The following is a 16400-nucleotide window of genomic DNA, read 5'->3' on the forward strand; positions in this document are numbered from 1 at the left end:
ACCCGAACAGGAAGGATCATTCCGATGACGTGGTTTGCAGTCCGTGGCGCCTCTCTCGCGGCACTCGTCCTGTGCCTGACGGCGATCGGCGGCGGCGCCAGCGCGCAGACGGATCTGTCCAATGCACAGATCGTCCAAGGACTTCAGAATCTGACCCAGGACGCTCCTGCGGTGACCGCCGCCAGCCTGCGACAGGCGGCCCTGGATCGCGCGACCATGCATTCCGGGCCTGCCTCGCAGCGCCCGCCTTTGGCGATCCAGCTGGATAAGCTGGCTCAGATCAACGTACAGATTCAGTTCAAGTTGAACTCTGCGATCATCCTTCCTGAAAGTTATGCCACCATCGGCTCCGTCGCTGATGCCCTGCATAATCCGGTGCTCCTGGGCTACAAGTTCATCATCACGGGAAACACCGACACCACTGGTACGCGCCAGACCAATCTGAAGCTCAGCCAGGAGCGGGCGGATGCCGTGATGGAGGCGCTGACCACCACATTCAATGTCAATCCGGCGCGTCTGGAGGCAGTGGGCCTCGGCGAAGAGGCGCTGCTGGACAGCAAGAACTCCGAAAACCCCATCAATCGCCGAGTTCAGATTTTTAATGTCGGGCCGCTCAGATGAGGCGCAACTCGGTCGTGAACCCATAAACGGCGGACCTCCGATTAGGGTGGAATAGCCGTCTCCCGTCGGCCGCCGTCGCTACGTCTCCTTCGCGCTCCATACCGGAGTTTAGACACGCGCTTGGCAAGATCCGTTTCCGGCGCAATGCAGCCGTTGCCGACTATCCAAGATTGACTCGTTGGAGACGTTCAGAAGGGCCAACTCGGGTAGTGCGGTATGGATGCTACACTGCGCCGAACACGGTGATGACGAACATCACATGCTGCAGCGTGATGAACTCGCCCATCACCGGGACGCCTGCGGCCGCCAACCGCAGATCTCGCGACCGACGGCATTGTTGGCCTTGTTTCTGTCGAATGGTGTCGTCTCTGTTCGGCGCCGGACCACTTCCCGGGCTGGTACTTGCCCCCGGCCCGATGTAGGCGCCGCTGGAGCCCCTGGACAGCTCGCTGAGCAGCCAGCGGCGCAAACGCGCAAGGCGGATGGGGTGTAGGGCAGACTCAACTTTTCAATTGCGGATGCGTGCGCGGTGGTCCCCCGCCGGTGCGTCGCTCCCAGAGCTCCAGACTTTTGACCCACCCCACCCTACGAGAGGGGCGCCCCAGGATCTCTCCTCGGCCGGCCTCTCGATCGCGGAAAGTCGCCAATTACAGTTACAGATTCCAAAAATGTAATTCCGTAACTGTAATTCCCAAACGGGGTAGGGCGCCACAACGTTACAGAATTACAGAAAACACCTCCACCCTTAGGGGGAGTGTTTTGTAATGTAATTTTGTGACGTGCGTCCAGTCGCCTAAATCGGAAGGACGACATCAAGGTTGTGATGGAGGGCCCGCCGTCGAAGGAGCGGCAGAGGCTCGTCATCACGGCTGAGCAGATCGACCCTTCCGACTGAGCTTCCGACAGGCTTCCAACCGCTTCCAACCCCTTATACCCCGTGCCGGTTGGAAGCACCCGGCTCCGGTTGGAAGACCGGGCCGTGCTGCCAACCGGGACGCTTCGAGAAAGGCACTCAGACATTCGGCCGGGCCGGTTGACGGTCGAGGCCGGGGGGCGACTTCGGCTCGCGGCTGGGTACAACCCGTGCCCCCCAGCTCGCAATTCACCCCAATTCAGATTTCGGAGGCCCCTCGCCGGTGAGGGCCGCAGTCAGGAATCTGATTGCTTCAATTCGGCACGCGCACGAGCGTCGGGCGTCCTTCGGTCCCGTCCGCGCAGGCCGAGCGGCGACCCCTCCCCCCGGTCAAGACGGCAGGGTGGCGGCCACCGCCCAGTCACTGGAGCCTGTGGACATGGCGTCCAAATCTCCCTGGAGGCGGCACAGGGCGCGAAGTGCGGCGTCTTTGTCCTCAGGGTGCCTCATGAGCTTGCGAGCCGCCAGGCGATCGCGGCAGGACCACTCATGGCGCCCCACCGGGTCGTTGTCATTGGCGGGAGAGTGAACGCGTCTGGCAGAGGCGGCCACGCGCTGCTTCTCTGCGGTCTGGGCAGCGGCAATGCGCTTCCGGATCGGCGCGGCCACAGCGGCGCTCGCAGCACGCAGCTCGGCAGTCCAAGGGGTGTTGTCGTTTGCCAGGATGGCAGCGGGCGCGGTGCTGGGAACCTGGGTAGGCTGGGAAATAGGCATGGAGGGCCTCACGCAACAATAGGTGGAGCGCCGCCCTCATGGTCGGGGCGGTTGGGGGCAGGCACGGGCTGCTGTCTACAGAGGTGATGAAGGCGCCATGTGGGTGTTGCGGCGAGGGTGTCCAGCCGTGAGATTGCGGTGCTTTCCACTGATGCACAACCGCGGAGCCGGCGGTGGTACTAGGCGCCCCATCCCGTGTATTGAAGCAGCCATCGCTTGACCTCAGCCTTGGCCACTTCCACCCCCACCTTCAAACCTTCTTTGGCTACATAGGTTGCCCCATCTGTGGCCCACTTAAGCGTTCTCTGACCAAGTGTAGGTTTGCCATCAACGGCATCCTCCGACATCGCTGTCTTCATGTCTTCGATCGCGGCTCGCTCAAGCCCCAGTTTGGCCAAAGCGTTCTCTAGCTGCTCAAGATTTCCTTCATTCACCTGAGTCGCGTTGATGACCGCGAAGTTTTCCGCGTGCTCTGCGACTATGTTGTTCCCACCATAGAAGTTATTGACTACCGAACGCTCAATCGTCGGCCGCGTCACTGCACCGATGTCGCTATCTGCGCCCACCTCAGAATTAATATCGAGCGCAAATCTCAGAACACGCGTACGAACTTGCTCAACCAGCCCCACAAGAACGGAGCCGGGAATCTCCTGCCAAGCGCGATTCAAGACAGGATCCCCGCCCTGGAAGAATTTATCTTGATATTTCGCTACTAGAGATTGTGCCCACAGGATCTGTGCGTCGCCGTTGTCGCGCGGAAATGAAGCATATGATGCCACAGGTTGGCGCAGCTCTACCGTCTGCAGTTCTTTCCGGTCAGCGGCACTCAAAATGTGCATCGGAATCGGCTGATTGGCCATTTTGACCGTCATGCCGACGAAAAGCCCCTTATTCACGCAATTAAATTTTCGATATGAAGGCGGTTCCTCTTCGGCAGGGTAGCCATCGAGCTCCCAATTAATCCACTGCTTGAACTTTTCGTTATTTATCTTGCGCTCGAGAACCAAGCAGCGCCTTAGGATCTCTCCAATTGGTGCATTCCCATCCACGGCCTGATCGATAATATCTTGAAGGAGTTTCATTTCGGATCCACCCGCTCATTCTTTCCTATCATAATCGTTTTCAGTAGTGTCTTGGGTCGTTTCCTTCGCTGTCCCCGTCATCCCCAGCCCTCGCGTGCACGTGCGTTTAGGAAGATCTCCCGCCGGTCTTCGGGCAGGAGGCTCTGGACTTTGAGGCCCCCCGCCCATAGCGCAGGCTGCGGCATCCCGTTACGATCTTGCTGCTGCCAACCTGGCGGCGATGATGGTGGAGACGGGGCGGGCGATGGACGAGAGTCGAGAGATAATCCTAAGCCCGTCTGACAACTCGCTATACCAAAAGCTCAATGCATCGCTGCAGGACTTGGATTCTTGTTACGAGTTCGGTGCCTTCATACTTAAGAAGGGTTGGAAGGCAAAACCCTGGAGCCGGGGAAGCATTTACCTTCAGCAGTCGGCGTTTGTTGCCGCAATGGTTGCGTCCTATGGGCGCGCCGTGATCAAAAGCCGGATGCATGGTAAGATGATGCACTTTCCGGAAGAGCTTTTGCGTGAATTCAATGAGGCCGAAATGGCAATTCATGGCCGAATGAAGTGGCTTCGGAACAAGATATACGCTCATTCAGACGGGGAAAGCTACAAGGTCCGGCCCTGGAGATCGAGTGCTCACTCTGACATCTACCAGAATCCGACGCATGAGATGGGTCATGAAGACATTAGGTTGCTGCAAGGTATGTGTCTGAAGGTCCTCGCGGGCATCAAGGAGCGGATGGCCGCCATAAAGGCGGCCTATCCCTGACCTTCCGCGGGACGCATCCACCATATGTGGAGTGAATCCTCGTCAGGCAATCCAGTCGTCCTTACCGTTTCCGATGTCGTACCACCACTTGTCGAGCGTGGAGCCGGCAAAGGCAGGCGCCTCCGACATCAGCTTCTCGACCTCTTGCGCGACCGTGCTCATGCCCTCCGTCCCGTGTTTCGCGAATATCTCCAGCCCACGTCTCTGACCTCCCCCATCAGCGCAGAGCGAACGGGATCCTTGAGAAGGTGGTCGACATTGCCCGCGACGGTGGCTGAGGCGAGTTCGTGGACGGCTATGACCCTGAATGCCCCAGTGGTCTTGGCTGCGCGGTGGGTGCGATACCGCCGCAGGCATTCAACGATAAGCTCTGCTGACATCGATCTTCCTCCAATGCGGCCGCAGCGGCATGCTGCAGCGTTTGATGAGCGATAAATCAATTGATATTGGTTGGGCGCCGCGGTCCAGCTGTTGGGCGTTCCCTTCGGGCCTGCACCGTACCAGCCGCTCTTGGACTTCGGTGCGGGCCCAAGTCGTTGTCATGTATTGACAAAAAGCTTTCCCGTACCGAAATTCACCCCCCTAGAGAGAGGGGAGGTACGGTACGATATTTTCTCGACCATTGGCCGGAGAGGGACGAGGTCCCCCTCTCGGCCAAGTACTTTGGTTTTTAACTTGTACGCTTCAAGCCCGGTACGCATTTCAAACGCATGTAATATCTACGTAATTTCATCGCCTGTGACCGTAGTATGGGGCTCGGTACGACGCCCGGTACGACCACGCCGCCGGTGCGTGCCCGCTATCAGGGTCTCGGCGCACTTGGCGCTCCTTTCACGCTCAGCGATACGCCCTGCGGCTTCGGTCGCGGCTTCCTCTCCCCTCTTGGTCAGCCGCCACTGCTGCAGCTCGTGGACCACGAAGTTCATCCGCTTGAGGCGGTCCGTGGAGGACTGTGCGCGCTTCTTGTTGCCTTCACCGTCGGCCGTGGTCCAGCCGAGGAACTCGGCCTGCTCCCGCAGCGAACGGCTCCCATCCTGCCGGATAGCGATCAGCATGCGCTCATCATCCTGACTGGCTGCATCTGCACGCTGGGTCACCTCGTCGTCCCCCACCGGAACTGCCATGACGGTGGGAATAGGCCGTCCCCGGCTGTCCACCAGGGTCGGCGCCTCGATGGCGCGCATGTCGAACGTCAGCGGCGCGAAGTCTGGCCCCCGGTGCTTCCCCTGCCAGTGCATCGCGGACGTCTCCCCACGCTTGGCCAGCGTGAGGTTGCCGTCCACCTCGTTCAGGAAGGCGCCGCCACCGCGCGGCTGGAGGTTGTCGGCTGCGGCGTTCTTCACCGGATGGCTGGCTGCGAGGACCGCCGGCCTCCAGCGCAGCTTGGCGAGCTCCCGCAACTGGCGCGCGTAGGCGCCCATCTCGACGTTGTTGTTCTCATCGGTGCCGGTGAAGTAGGCGGCGGTGGTGTCGATGATGATAAGCCCCACGCCTCCGAGCCGCTCGGCCTCGGTGCGGATGTGATCCAGGAAGTTGGTCACAGAGAACACGCCCCGGATGAAGTGGACATCCAGGTCGTCGGCATCGAGCCCGAGCGCGTGGCACAGGCCGATCCACCTCATGGTCACGTCGTCGGGGTTCTCACCGGCGAAGTAGAACACACGCGCCTGCTTTGTCTCCCTGCCGGCGAAGTCGCGGCCTAGTGCAATGCATGCCGCCAGCAGCAGAGCGGCAGCGGTCTTGCCGGAGCCGGTCTGCCCCGTCAGGGAATACAGGAAGCCCGTCTGGATGATGCCGTCCACAGCATAGTCCGGTGGCACGAATCCCCGCACGAAATCGCCGGAGGAGACCAGCTCCGGACCCGTGGGGTGGTTGTCGTTGGCAGCGACCGGAGGTGCTGCCGTGGTGTAGCTGATCGACGGCACAGTGCGGGTCCGCCATCCCAAAGTCTCGGGATCCAGTGCCAGCCTATCGCAAAGCCACAGAGCGGCTTCGGCAGGCGTGGGAGCGCCTCCCCATTCCGACACCAGGTCGATGGCCGTGCGGGGCCGCTCGACGCCGAAGTCGCGGATGCCGCTGGAGTGGATGGAAATGTCCTCCTCCAGGCCCCGCCCAAGCTGTGAGGAGCTGACGCGCCACGCGCCTGTGGCAGACTCGTGCCGTGCTGCGGGGAACAGGTCCAGCACCCACTGTTCGGGACGCTCAAGCGCCGCGCAGTTCACCTCGCGCCAGAACGAAGAGGCTCCGGCTTCGGCGCGCTCCCGGCGCTCCGGCGGTGACTTGAGCGGCGTGCCCACCTCGGCCAGCAGTTCGGTCGCCTGCAGAATCAAATGGTCTACGTCCTCCGGGGAGATCGGGGGAAGGTCGGCGAGCGCCACATCAAGCGGGCTGGCCGTGGTCCAGCTATACGGCGCGCCCGTCTCGGGATGGATGCCGTACGCCACAAACTGCTGGCCGGTACCCAGGACTTCGACCTGCGCCACTTCGCCTGCTACGTGGTACTTCTCCGTGACACGCTTCTCGCGCGGCTCCGTCGCCCGGAAGAGGAACAGCGCCTTCGGTGCACGGCCCACACGGCGAAGCGCACGGTCGCCTCCAGGCAGCCCCAGCACCAGCGCCTCAATCTGGGTTGCAGTGTCTTCGTCCAGAACGTCGACGTCGATCGCCACTACCTCGCCGGTCAGCACGCCGGTGTTGGTGTGGTCGGGGTTGGCACGCACGAGATGCTCCACCTGCTGGTGGTCAGGCTGCATGCTGGACCAGCCTGAGATGACGGGGCGCTTCCCGCGAACGGGAATCGGCGTGTAGCCGTTGTCGATGAGGTGGTGGCGCAGATCCGAAAGCGGATCGGACGCACGTTCAGTGACGCTCATTGGCACCGCCCACCAGCGGCATTGCCGCCTTGATGATCGAACGCGCGAGATCTGCCGAGATGCTGGCGGCGGCGTTGCTGCCGGTCTTCGGCGGCCAGGCACGCAGGCTGCCGTCCGGAGCCCGACGGATGGTGATGCCGTAGAGTTTGAGATGGTCGTCAAATGCCACGTCGACGGTCGCAACCGTCCGTTCGTCCGTGAAGCACGGACGTGCAGCGATGATCCGCATGGGACCTCCTAGAAGTGGAAGGGAAGGCCGGAGCGCGCGGCGCCGGTGCTACGGACGGGCGATGCCGCCGCGGTAATGGACCGCTCGCCGCTCGCGACGAGCCACGAACCTGTGTTCATCAAGGTCGGCGCGCCGAATCTCTGCGATAGCGGCAGCTGGAGCGGCCCCAGCGATCCATCCCGGATGCCAATTGTAATCTGCGTTCGCCAACGCAGTTCGCACCGCTTTCGGAAGCTGTTCTAGGGCCAACCACGGATCCGAGGCGTGGCGTGGAGGGCGTATTCGGCCCTCACCAGAATTGTTCACGCCGCACCCTGCGATGCGACGAGGCGGGCGCCGATCTCAGCCAGCACCCCTTCTCGACGATGTAGAGGGATTGAGGACCAGGCGAAGTAGAAGTCGGCGATTGCGATCTCCTCTGTCACGGCGTCCGCTGCCTTCTCTTGCTTCTTCGCAACCGCAGCCTTCGCAGCGGCTAGCTCACGAGCAGCATTCCACTCCTTGATCTTGACCACCTGTCGCTCCGGCTCTGCCTCCTTGGCAGCTGCAAGAAGGGCGGTCCTGTTGTCATCCAGGCCGACCTCACGCGCCGTAGCCTTCGCCTCGTCGGAGAGGGAGGCGACCTTCGTGGCGCGGCGGGCGTCCGCTTCAGACAACCCTAGCTCACGTGCGGCAGCGCGGGTGCCGCCCTCGGGACGACCTCCCTTCGGTTTTGCGTCAAGCTGACGCGGAACCTCGTCAGCCTCCGGCTTCGCTGCGGTCAGTTCGATCCAGCGGGCAATCTGCTCGTCGCGCTGAAGCGCGGTCAGCTCGGCGCGGTGGAGGTTCTCGCTGATCTCGATGAGCTCGGCTTCGATGTTGTCTGCGGTCACCGTCACCGCATTGATCCGAAGGTGGCCTAACCGGCGCCAAGCCTCAAGCCGATGGCGGCCGGCCACGAGGACCGGAGCGCCATCAACTTCCTCGTCATCAAACAAGACACCGTCGCGCAACACCACAACCGGCAGGTGAAGCAACTCCACTCGCTCAATCGACCGCATGAGGTCCGATACACGCGCCTCATCTATCGGACGACGTTGGGGACTGATGTAGATCTCATGGATATCGAGGCGTGACACGCGACCGGGCGCGCCTTTGCCATCCGTGGCGAGCCTATAGTGGCCCAGCGCAGTTTCTTCGCGTCGTTTTACTGCGGCCCGGCGGAGGTCATGCTCTTCAATTGTCCATCCTGAGGTATCGTACGACACCCACCGCGCGATGAGCTCGTCATCGGTCAATGCGCTGACCATCACGCGGCCTCCCGCACGCCTACCGTATTATCGTTGGCCGCCCCCCACGTGCTGGTGCGCTTCCGCTCCGCGAGCCAAGCATCGAGGTCCGCGGGGGAATACACGACGGTGCGCCCCAGCTTGAAGAAGGCAGGCCCACCGCCATAGCACCTGAGCTTGTTAAGGGTCGAAACAGACATGCCAAGGTGCTTGGCGGCGTCGGCAACTCGGATGTTCATGCGTTCCTCCATGACCGCGACCACCGCGGCTCAAAGAGACAATCCGCGACAAGAAGCAAAAAGGCACGACTTGGCGTTGCCATCCAGCACGAGCCATGCACGTGTTTCTTCAGGCGCGCTTCATCGCGGCGGCGATGCGGCTACCGATCTCATTCGCCGCTCGACGGACGGGATCGGCATCGAGGTGGGCATACTTTGCCGTCGTTGCCGGGTCGGCATGCCCGAGCAGCTTTCCGATGATCGGAAGGCCCATCCCGGCGCCAGCGCCGATGCTGGCATGGCTATGGCGCAGGTCGTGCAAGCGGACACCCTCGAGACCAGCTCGGCGGCAGAGGAGGGCCCAGGGTCGTTTCAGGTCGCGCCGAGGCCGCTCATCAGGCAGGCCGGCCGTCTCGCCAGCGATCACATAGACACCCAGCTTGGGCACTTCTGCGAGCACCGCGCTCGCTGCATCGGACAAGACGATCGTCTTGCGGCCGGTCTTCGAGTCCGGAAGGAACAACAGGCCGCGCTCGAGGTCGCACTCTGCCCAGCGCAAGTTGAGGATTTCCGACACACGGCAGCCGGTGAACACTAGCAGCCTGATGGCCGATGCCGCGTGAGCGTCGATCCGCGATACACCTGACTTCGCTGCGTGCTTGGAGCTAGACTGCCGGAACGGGATGCCGGAAGTCTCGGCCTCCTCGATCGCCTCACCGAGTCGGCCAAACTCCTCGCTGGTGAGATACCGCTCACCACTGGCGTCGGGGAATTTTTGAACGCCGACGGTGGGGTTGTCCGGCCGGAGTTTCTGCGCGATAGCCCACGTGAAAATGCCGCCTAGAAGGCGAACGGTGCGGGTGGCTGCGCCCTTGCCGCCGGTGACGATCGAACGTCCCTGCTTGCCGGTCTTCACGTCACGCGCCGTCTTTCCCGCCGCCACGTCTCGCATGAACCGCTCTATGTCAAGGCGCTGCACCTCTCGAACCCTCCGATGACCGAGCAAGGGCTTTATATGCCGCTCAATTCGGCTGCGGTCGGTGGTGATCGTGCTTACCTTCTTCAAGTCGCAACCTTCAGCGAGGTATCGGTCGCAGAGATCGGCAACGGTGATGTCAGCACGCTCGGCTGCCCTGTCGGCGGATGGGTCGTCGCCCAGACGGACCCGTGCGAGGAGGGTCTGTGCTGCGTCGCGCGCCTGCTCGGGCGACAAGACCGACACGCTACCGAGAACAACCCGGCGCTTCGCGACACCGCGTCCACCCGCTCCAGGCCTGTACTCGCAGATCCATGACTGCACGCCCGATGGCAGCACCTTCAGCCCGAAGCCGGGCAGGGCGTCGTCGTAGTAGGTGATGGTTTTTTCAGCGGGCTTGATCGCGGTGATCGAGCGGCGGGTGATCTTCATGGTCGGCATCGCTGCACCTTAATCCAGAGTCGCCACCGAGTCGCCACCGAAGGCGAAAAAGTGGGGAAACCAGCGGTATCTCGCACGGCGCTGAGCATCACGCTTCTGGAGAAAAATCATATAATTTCAATGTTATATGGGAACTCGCGGAAACGCGGTGAAACTTTCAGCCAAGCCCTCCGAAGGCAAAGGTCGCACGTTCGAATCGTGCCGGGTGCGCCAGTCGCTTCAGTGACTTGCCGCAAAGTGACTAAGCGCGATCCTGGACATCGCTCCCATCTCCGAACTGTGATCCCCCTGCCGGCCCCGCTGCCGCTATTTTCAGTGCCACCGTCTCTTGGCCCGGTTGGCATTCCTCGCAGGGATCTGTTTGAAGCGCGCGCTGAAAATCGCCTTTGTCGGCTTTGTCGTCCTCTATCTGATGCCCATCGCTTTGGCTGTGGCCTTGTGGCTGGGCGGAGATGCTCCGGAAAACTGGCGCGCGGCCGACCGGAGCAGCGCCGGCCTGCTGCCGGCCGCAGCACAGCATCAGCCGGCCACGATCCGCGTTTTCGCCGCCCGTACCGTCCGGTGGCGCGGCATCTTTGCGGTCCATAGCTGGATCGTGCTCAAGGATGCCGGTGCCACGAGCTACGAGCGCTACGACTACACCGCGTGGGGTAATCCGATCCGGGTCAATGGCTTTGAGGCGGACGGGCGCTGGTTCGGGCAGGCGCCGGAACTGGTGTTCGCCGTCGATGGGGACGAGGCCGCCCGTCTCATCCCGCAGCTGCGGACGGCCATCCGGGCGTATGGGCCGCGCCGCTCCGGCGATTACGCGGCATGGCCGGGCCCGAACTCCAACAGTTTCGTTGCCAGTGTCATGGCGGCGCTGCCTGAATCGCGGGCGGTGCTGCCACCCACGGCCATCGGCAAGGATTTTCCCGTGGACGGGCGATGGGTCGGGCTTACGCCCTCGGGCACCGGGCTTCGCATGACCCTGGGGGGCTATGCCGGCCTGACGCTAGGCTGGCTCGAGGGCATCGAGGTGAACATATTGGGCGCCGTGGCGGGCCTCGACCTGCGCCGCCCGGCCCTCAAGCTACCGGCTCTGGGCCGCATCGGCATGCCGCCGGCCACGGATTAGAGCAACCCTGCAAGCTGGAGCGGGCTCTCGCGCGCCGATCGCGCCTTCCTGCGGTTACGCCCGAGCGGGCGGTGCGCAGGCAATTGCGCGGGAGGCCCGCAACAGCCGCGAGGCGCTGATCGCATCCGGGGGAGGTAGAAACCCGCATCGTCATGAAACATGAGGCATGACAAAGACAAAGCACCCATCATCTGATCAGTGCTTTCGAGCCTTCACAGGCATTCGACAGATCGAGCCCGGTGACGCAGGCTCAGGGCTGTCGCCGTCGTTGGAGATGCTTCATGCGATTGTTTCGGTTGGTTGTTGCCGCATTGTCCATGGCCCTGCTGATGACAGGGGTCCCGGCGCACGCGCAATCCCGCCTGAAGGTGCTGATCGAGCGCCTGCGTGGCGATACGATGCCCGAGGGCATCATCAAGACCAACGGCCGCATCGAAGCCACGCAGGTGGATGTCTCTTCGAAGTATGCCGGACGGCTGTCCGAGGTCACGGTCAAGGAGGGGGATGAAGTCACCGCGGGGCAAGTGGTCGCCCGCATCTCCTCGCCGGAATACGAGGCTCAGTTGCGCGCCGCGCAGGCGCAGGTGCTCAAAGCCCGTCAGGCGCTGGCGGAAGCCGAGGCGCTGATCGCCCAGCGCAAGAGCGATCAGCTCCTTGCCCGCACCGATGCCGATCGCGGCAAGGAACTGGTGGCGAAGGGCTATATCAGCAAGCAGATCGATGACCAGCGCACCGCCAAGGCGGATGCCGCCGATGCCGCTTTGAAGGCGGCCGAGGCCCAGCGCGCGCAGGCCCAGTTCGCCATTCATGCCTCGGAGGCGGACGCCGAGCAGGTCAGGGCGATCCTGGTGGATCTGGTGCTGGTCGCGCCGCGCAGCGGGCGCGTGCAATATCAGCTCGCACGTGCTGGCGAGGTGGTCTCGGCGGGCACCCGCGTCATCACCATTCTCGATCTGTCCGATGTCTATATGACGATCTACCTGCCGGCGGCGCAGGCGGGCCTGCTGGCGCTGGGTGATGAGGCGCGGATCATTCTCGATCCGGTGCCGCAATATGTCATCCCGGCCACCGTCAGCTTCGTGGCCGCCGATGCGCAGTTCACGCCCAAGACCGTCGAGACCGCCGACGAGCGCGAGAAGCTGGTGTTCCGCGTCAAGCTTCAGGTCGATCGCGACGTGCTCGCCAAATACCACCGGCGGGTGAAGACGGGCGTCCGCGGCCTCGGTTTCGTGCGCACGTCCTCCACCGCCAAATGGCCCGCAACGCTCGACGTGAAGCTGCCATGACGCAGGACGCGTCTGACGCGCGCCTCGAACGCGCGGCGCGCGTCGAGGGCGTCACCCACCGCTATGGCCGCGTGGCCGCCCTCGACGACCTGACGCTCGACATTCCGGCCGGCCGCATGATCGGCGTGATCGGCCCGGACGGCGTCGGCAAGTCCACTCTGCTGGCCCTGATCGCAGGTGTGCGGATGATCCAGCAGGGGCGTGTCTTCGCGCTCGGCGGCGATCTCGGCATCGCATCGGAGCGGGAGGCGCGGCGCGGGCGCATCGCCTATATGCCGCAAGGGCTCGGCCGCAATCTCTATCCGACGCTCTCGGTGTTCGAGAACATCGACTTCCACGGCCGCCTGTTCGGGCAGGACGCCGCCGAGCGGCGCAGCCGCATCGACGAACTGCTCGGCGCCACGGGGCTCTGCCCGTTCGAGGACCGCCCCGCCGCCAAATTGTCAGGCGGTATGAAGCAGAAGCTCAGTTTGTGCTGCGCGCTGATCCATGATCCCGACCTGCTGATCCTCGACGAGCCGACCACCGGCGTCGATCCTTTGTCGCGCGGGCAGTTCTGGGATCTGATCGACACCATCCGTGCCCGTCGCCCCGGCATGAGCGTCATCGTGGCGACCGCTTACATGGAGGAGGCGGAGCGCTTCGACTGGCTGGTGGCCATGGATGACGGCAAGGCCATCGCCACCGGCACGCCCGCCGAGCTGCGCGCCCGCGCCGGACAGGACACGCTGGAAGCCGCCTTCGTCGCGCTCCTGCCCGAGGCCAAGCGCGCCCAGCATCGCGAGGTGGTGCTCCGGCCCCGGACCGAAAGCGCCGATGCGACCCCGGCCATCGAGGCCGAGGGCCTCACCCGCCGCTTCGGCAAATTCGTTGCTGTCGATCATGTCAGCTTCCGCATCGGCCGTGGCGAGATCTTCGGCTTCCTGGGGTCGAACGGCTGCGGCAAGTCCACCACCATGAAGATGCTGACCGGCCTGCTGCCGGCGAGCGAGGGCACCGCGAAACTGTTCGGCCAGACGCTGGCTGCCGACGACATGGAGACGCGCCGCAACGTCGGCTACATGTCGCAGGCCTTCTCGCTCTATAGCGAGCTGACGGTGCGCCAGAACCTCGTGCTGCATGCCGAGCTTTACCATCTGCCGGCGGCCGAAATCCCGGACCGGATCGCGGAACTGCTGGCACGGTTCGATCTGAAGGATGTGGCCGACGAGCGGCCGGACAGCCTGCCGCTGGGCATCCGGCAGCGGCTCCAGCTTGCCGTCGCGGTCCTGCATCGGCCGGCCATGCTGATCCTGGACGAGCCGACCTCGGGTGTGGATCCCATCGCGCGCGATGCCTTCTGGCGCACCCTGATCGACCTCTCGCGCGACGACGGCGTCACCATCTTCCTGTCCACGCACTTCATGAACGAGGCGGAGCGCTGCGACCGCATCTCCTTCATGCATGCGGGCAAGGTGCTGGCGGTGGGCACGCCGCAGGAACTGGTGGAGGCGCGTGGCGCCGGCACGCTGGAGGAGGCTTTCGTCGCCTATCTGAAGGAGGCTTCCGGTATCACGGATGCGCCCGAGGCGCCCGCGGCGGTGGTTGCCGAGCCGGTGCGGCCCGCGCCGCCCGCCCGCCGTTTCGATCCGCGGCGGCTGTGGGCCTGCACCCGGCGCGAGACCATGGAGCTGCTGCGCGATCCGATCCGGCTCAGCTTCGCCTTTTTCGGGCCCCTGCTGCTGATGCTGGCCTTCGGCTTCGGCGTCTCCTTCGACGTGGAAAACCTGACGTTCGCCGTCTACGATCAGGACAATACGGCTGAGAGCCGGCAACTGGTCGAAGCTTTTTCAAGCTCGCGCTATTTCGATGAGCGCGCGCCCATTCGTTCGCCTGCCGAGCTGGATGAGCGCCTGCGGAGCGGCGAGCTTCAGCTCGCCATCGAGATCCCGCCCTCGTTCGGCCGCGACCTGATGAGCGGGCGCGTACCCGAGCTGTCGATCTGGCTGGATGGCGCCATGCCGTTCCGGGCCGAGACCACGCGCGGCTACGTCACGGGGCTGGCGACGCAATATGCGCAGGAGTTCGCTGCCTCCCGTGCCGCCTCCAGCCATGCGGCAGATGCAGTCACCATCGAAACCCGCTTCCGCTACAATCAGGACTTCAAGAGCGCCAATGCCATGGTGCCGAGCGTCATCATGCTGATGCTCATCCTGATCCCCGCAATCATGTCGGCCATAGGCGTGGTGCGCGAGAAGGAAACCGGCTCCATCGCCAATTTCCGCTCGACACCGATCAGCCGCTTCGAATTCCTGTTCGGCAAGCAATTGCCCTATATCGCCATCGCCATGGCCAGCTTCGTGATGCTGGTGCTGATGGCGCTGTTCATCTTCCAGGTGCCGATCAAGGGCTCGGCCTTCGTGCTGGTGGTGGCGACGCTGCTCTATGTCTCGGCCACCACCGGCTTCGGCCAACTCGTCTCCAGCTTCACGCGGACGCAGGTGGCGGCGGTGTTCGCCACCGCCATCCTGTCCATCATCCCGGCCATCAATTTCTCCGGCCTCATGGTGCCGGTGGCGTCGCTCTCGGGCGGCGGCCGCATCCTCGGCATGAGCCTGCCGCCGGCCTGGTATCAGCCGGTCAGCGTCGGGGTCTTCACCAAGGGGCTGGGGTTCGACGCGCTGTGGCCCAATCTGGTGATGCTGGCGGTCTTCTTCCTGCTGTTCCTCGTTCTGGCGCAGTTCGCCTTGCGCAAGCAGGAGGCCTGAGATGACAGCGCTCGTCACGCACCTGCAGAACATCGCGCGCCTCGTGGTGAAGGAGCTGCGGAGCCTGCGCGCCGATCCGATCATGCTGGTGCTGGTTTTCTACACTTTCTCCTTTACCGTCTACACGGTTGCGACGGGCGTGAAGCTGGAAGCGCGCGACCTCACCATCGGCATCGTGGACGAGGACCACTCGGAATTTTCCCGGGCGCTACGCGATGCCTTCGGCCCGCCGCTGTTCAAGGTCTCGCGGCCCATCGCCGCCAATGAGATCGATGCGGAGATGGATGCGGGCCGTCTGGTCTTCGTGCTGGAGATCCCGCCGCAATTCCAGGCCGATCTGCTGGCGGGACGGCCGACGTCCCTCCAGCTCAACGTGGATGCCACGGCCATGACGCAGGCCGGCAACGGCTCCGTCTACATCCAGCAGATCATCGCTCAGGAGATCGCCAACCGGCAGGCGGGGCGGGAGACGACCTCCGCCCTGCCGATCAATCTGGTGGTACGGGCGCAGTTCAATCCCAATCTGGAGTCCGGCTGGTTCAGCTCGGTGATGCAGATCCTTAACAGCGTCACGCTGCTGACCATCATCCTCACCGGCGCGGCACTTATCCGCGAGCGCGAGCAGGGCACGGTGGAGCATCTGCTGGTGATGCCCGTGACCCCCGTCGAGATCATGCTCGCCAAGATGACAGCGAACGCGCTGGTCATTCTGGTCGCGGCGGTGGCGTCGCTGGTGCTCGTCGTGGAATGGCTGCTTGGGGTGCCGGTCGCCGGTTCGCTGCTGCTGTTCGTGATGGGTACGGCGATTTATGCCTTCTCCGTCGCCGCGCTCGGCATCCTGCTCGGCACGCTGGCGACCACCATGGGTCAGTTCGGGCTTCTGGCCATCCCCGTGTTCGTGGTCACGCAGCTGCTGTCGGGTGCGACGACGCCCATGGAGAGCATGCCGGTCTGGCTGCAATGGATCATGCAGATCTTCAGCCCGACACCGCACTTCGTCGCCTTCTCGCAGGGCGTGCTTTATCGCGGGGCGGGTCTTGGCATCGTCTGGCCGGAGATCGGCAAGATCGCGATCATCGGCGCGGCCTATTTCGCCTTCGCGCTGGCCCGCTTCCGAAAGGTGATCTTCTCGTAAGATGCCGGCCCTGATGGGGCCGG

12 protein-coding genes are annotated in these 16400 nt (G+C 63.6%); 6 read left to right on the top strand and 6 right to left on the bottom strand.

From position 1 onward, the window contains the following. The first annotated feature begins 24 nt into the window (after nt 1-24). Nucleotides 25-621 carry an OmpA family protein gene (locus tag IEW24_RS13930; protein ID WP_188579497.1) on the top strand — a complete coding sequence of 199 codons (597 nt, stop codon included), beginning with the start codon at nt 25-27 and terminating at the stop codon, nt 619-621. 1806 nt (nt 622-2427) lie between these two features. On the opposite strand, the gene IEW24_RS13935 is transcribed toward IEW24_RS13930, so the two are convergent. Then, nucleotides 2428-3330 (bottom strand): AbiTii domain-containing protein, encoded by a 903-nt coding sequence (locus IEW24_RS13935; RefSeq protein WP_188579500.1) that lies wholly within the window; start codon nt 3328-3330, stop codon nt 2428-2430. Nucleotides 3331-3574: 244 nt separating this feature from the next. Between IEW24_RS13935 and IEW24_RS13940 the strand changes: the two genes are divergently transcribed. Further along, nucleotides 3575-4087, top strand: a complete 513-nt coding sequence (locus tag IEW24_RS13940; RefSeq protein ID WP_188579501.1) for a hypothetical protein — start codon at nt 3575-3577, stop codon at nt 4085-4087. Nucleotides 4088-4806: 719 nt separating this feature from the next. Here IEW24_RS13940 and IEW24_RS13945 read toward each other — a convergent pair. The 5 genes from IEW24_RS13945 to IEW24_RS13965 form a co-directional block, all read right to left on the bottom strand. After that, the gene (locus IEW24_RS13945) at nt 4807-6960 is read right to left on the bottom strand and encodes an AAA family ATPase (protein WP_188579503.1); all 2154 of its coding nucleotides are present in this window, start codon (nt 6958-6960) and stop codon (nt 4807-4809) included. Beyond that, nucleotides 6947-7189, bottom strand: coding sequence for a hypothetical protein (locus IEW24_RS13950; protein ID WP_188579505.1), 243 nt, complete (start codon nt 7187-7189; stop codon nt 6947-6949). The genes IEW24_RS13945 and IEW24_RS13950 overlap by 14 nt, the downstream gene beginning before the upstream one ends. A gap of 302 nt (nt 7190-7491) precedes the next feature. Further along, entirely contained in the window at nt 7492-8478 is a 987-nt protein-coding gene (locus IEW24_RS13955; protein WP_188579507.1) for a ParB/RepB/Spo0J family partition protein, read from the bottom strand. After that, on the bottom strand, nt 8478-8696 hold the full coding sequence (locus tag IEW24_RS13960) for a helix-turn-helix transcriptional regulator (RefSeq protein WP_244644395.1): 219 nt from the start codon (nt 8694-8696) through the stop codon (nt 8478-8480). The genes IEW24_RS13955 and IEW24_RS13960 overlap by 1 nt, the downstream gene beginning before the upstream one ends. A 109-nt stretch (nt 8697-8805) precedes the next feature. Further along, complete coding sequence (locus tag IEW24_RS13965) at nt 8806-10083, bottom strand: tyrosine-type recombinase/integrase (RefSeq protein WP_244644396.1); 1278 nt, start codon at nt 10081-10083, stop codon at nt 8806-8808. A 388-nt stretch (nt 10084-10471) separates the two neighbouring features. On the opposite strand from IEW24_RS13965, the gene IEW24_RS13970 reads away from it, so the two are divergent. The 4 genes from IEW24_RS13970 (at nt 10472) to IEW24_RS13985 (ending at nt 16377) form a co-directional block, all read left to right on the top strand. Beyond that, nucleotides 10472-11209 (top strand): DUF3750 domain-containing protein, encoded by a 738-nt coding sequence (locus IEW24_RS13970; protein WP_373870071.1) that lies wholly within the window; start codon nt 10472-10474, stop codon nt 11207-11209. A gap of 281 nt (nt 11210-11490) precedes the next feature. Beyond that, nucleotides 11491-12495, top strand: coding sequence for an HlyD family secretion protein (locus tag IEW24_RS13975; protein WP_188579514.1), 1005 nt, complete (start codon nt 11491-11493; stop codon nt 12493-12495). Further along, on the top strand, nt 12492-15242 hold the full coding sequence (gene rbbA / locus IEW24_RS13980; RefSeq protein ID WP_188579516.1) for a ribosome-associated ATPase/putative transporter RbbA: 2751 nt from the start codon (nt 12492-12494) through the stop codon (nt 15240-15242). The genes IEW24_RS13975 and rbbA overlap by 4 nt, the downstream gene beginning before the upstream one ends. Before the next feature lies 1 nt (nt 15243). Further along, on the top strand, nt 15244-16377 hold the full coding sequence (locus IEW24_RS13985; RefSeq protein ID WP_188579518.1) for an ABC transporter permease: 1134 nt from the start codon (nt 15244-15246) through the stop codon (nt 16375-16377). The last annotated feature ends 23 nt before the right edge of the window (nt 16378-16400 follow it).

The organism is Azorhizobium oxalatiphilum (assembly GCF_014635325.1).
Classification (GTDB): Bacteria; Pseudomonadota; Alphaproteobacteria; order Rhizobiales; family Xanthobacteraceae; genus Azorhizobium; species Azorhizobium oxalatiphilum.

Bases quoted from the DNA above. Each gene is read 5' to 3' on its own strand.
- IEW24_RS13940 (WP_188579501.1), top strand. From the start codon at position 3,575: ATGGACGAGAGTCGAGAGATAATCCTAAGCCCGTCTGACAACTCGCTA.
- IEW24_RS13955 (WP_188579507.1), bottom strand. From the start codon at position 8,478: ATGGTCAGCGCATTGACCGATGACGAGCTCATCGCGCGGTGGGTGTCG.
- rbbA (WP_188579516.1), top strand. From the start codon at position 12,492: ATGACGCAGGACGCGTCTGACGCGCGCCTCGAACGCGCGGCGCGCGTC.
- IEW24_RS13960 (WP_244644395.1), bottom strand. From the start codon at position 8,696: ATGAACATCCGAGTTGCCGACGCCGCCAAGCACCTTGGCATGTCTGTT.
- IEW24_RS13975 (WP_188579514.1), top strand. From the start codon at position 11,491: ATGCGATTGTTTCGGTTGGTTGTTGCCGCATTGTCCATGGCCCTGCTG.
- IEW24_RS13930 (WP_188579497.1), top strand. From the start codon at position 25: ATGACGTGGTTTGCAGTCCGTGGCGCCTCTCTCGCGGCACTCGTCCTG.
- IEW24_RS13945 (WP_188579503.1), bottom strand. From the start codon at position 6,960: ATGAGCGTCACTGAACGTGCGTCCGATCCGCTTTCGGATCTGCGCCAC.
- IEW24_RS13965 (WP_244644396.1), bottom strand. From the start codon at position 10,083: ATGAAGATCACCCGCCGCTCGATCACCGCGATCAAGCCCGCTGAAAAA.
- IEW24_RS13935 (WP_188579500.1), bottom strand. From the start codon at position 3,330: ATGAAACTCCTTCAAGATATTATCGATCAGGCCGTGGATGGGAATGCA.
- IEW24_RS13985 (WP_188579518.1), top strand. From the start codon at position 15,244: ATGACAGCGCTCGTCACGCACCTGCAGAACATCGCGCGCCTCGTGGTG.
- IEW24_RS13950 (WP_188579505.1), bottom strand. From the start codon at position 7,189: ATGCGGATCATCGCTGCACGTCCGTGCTTCACGGACGAACGGACGGTT.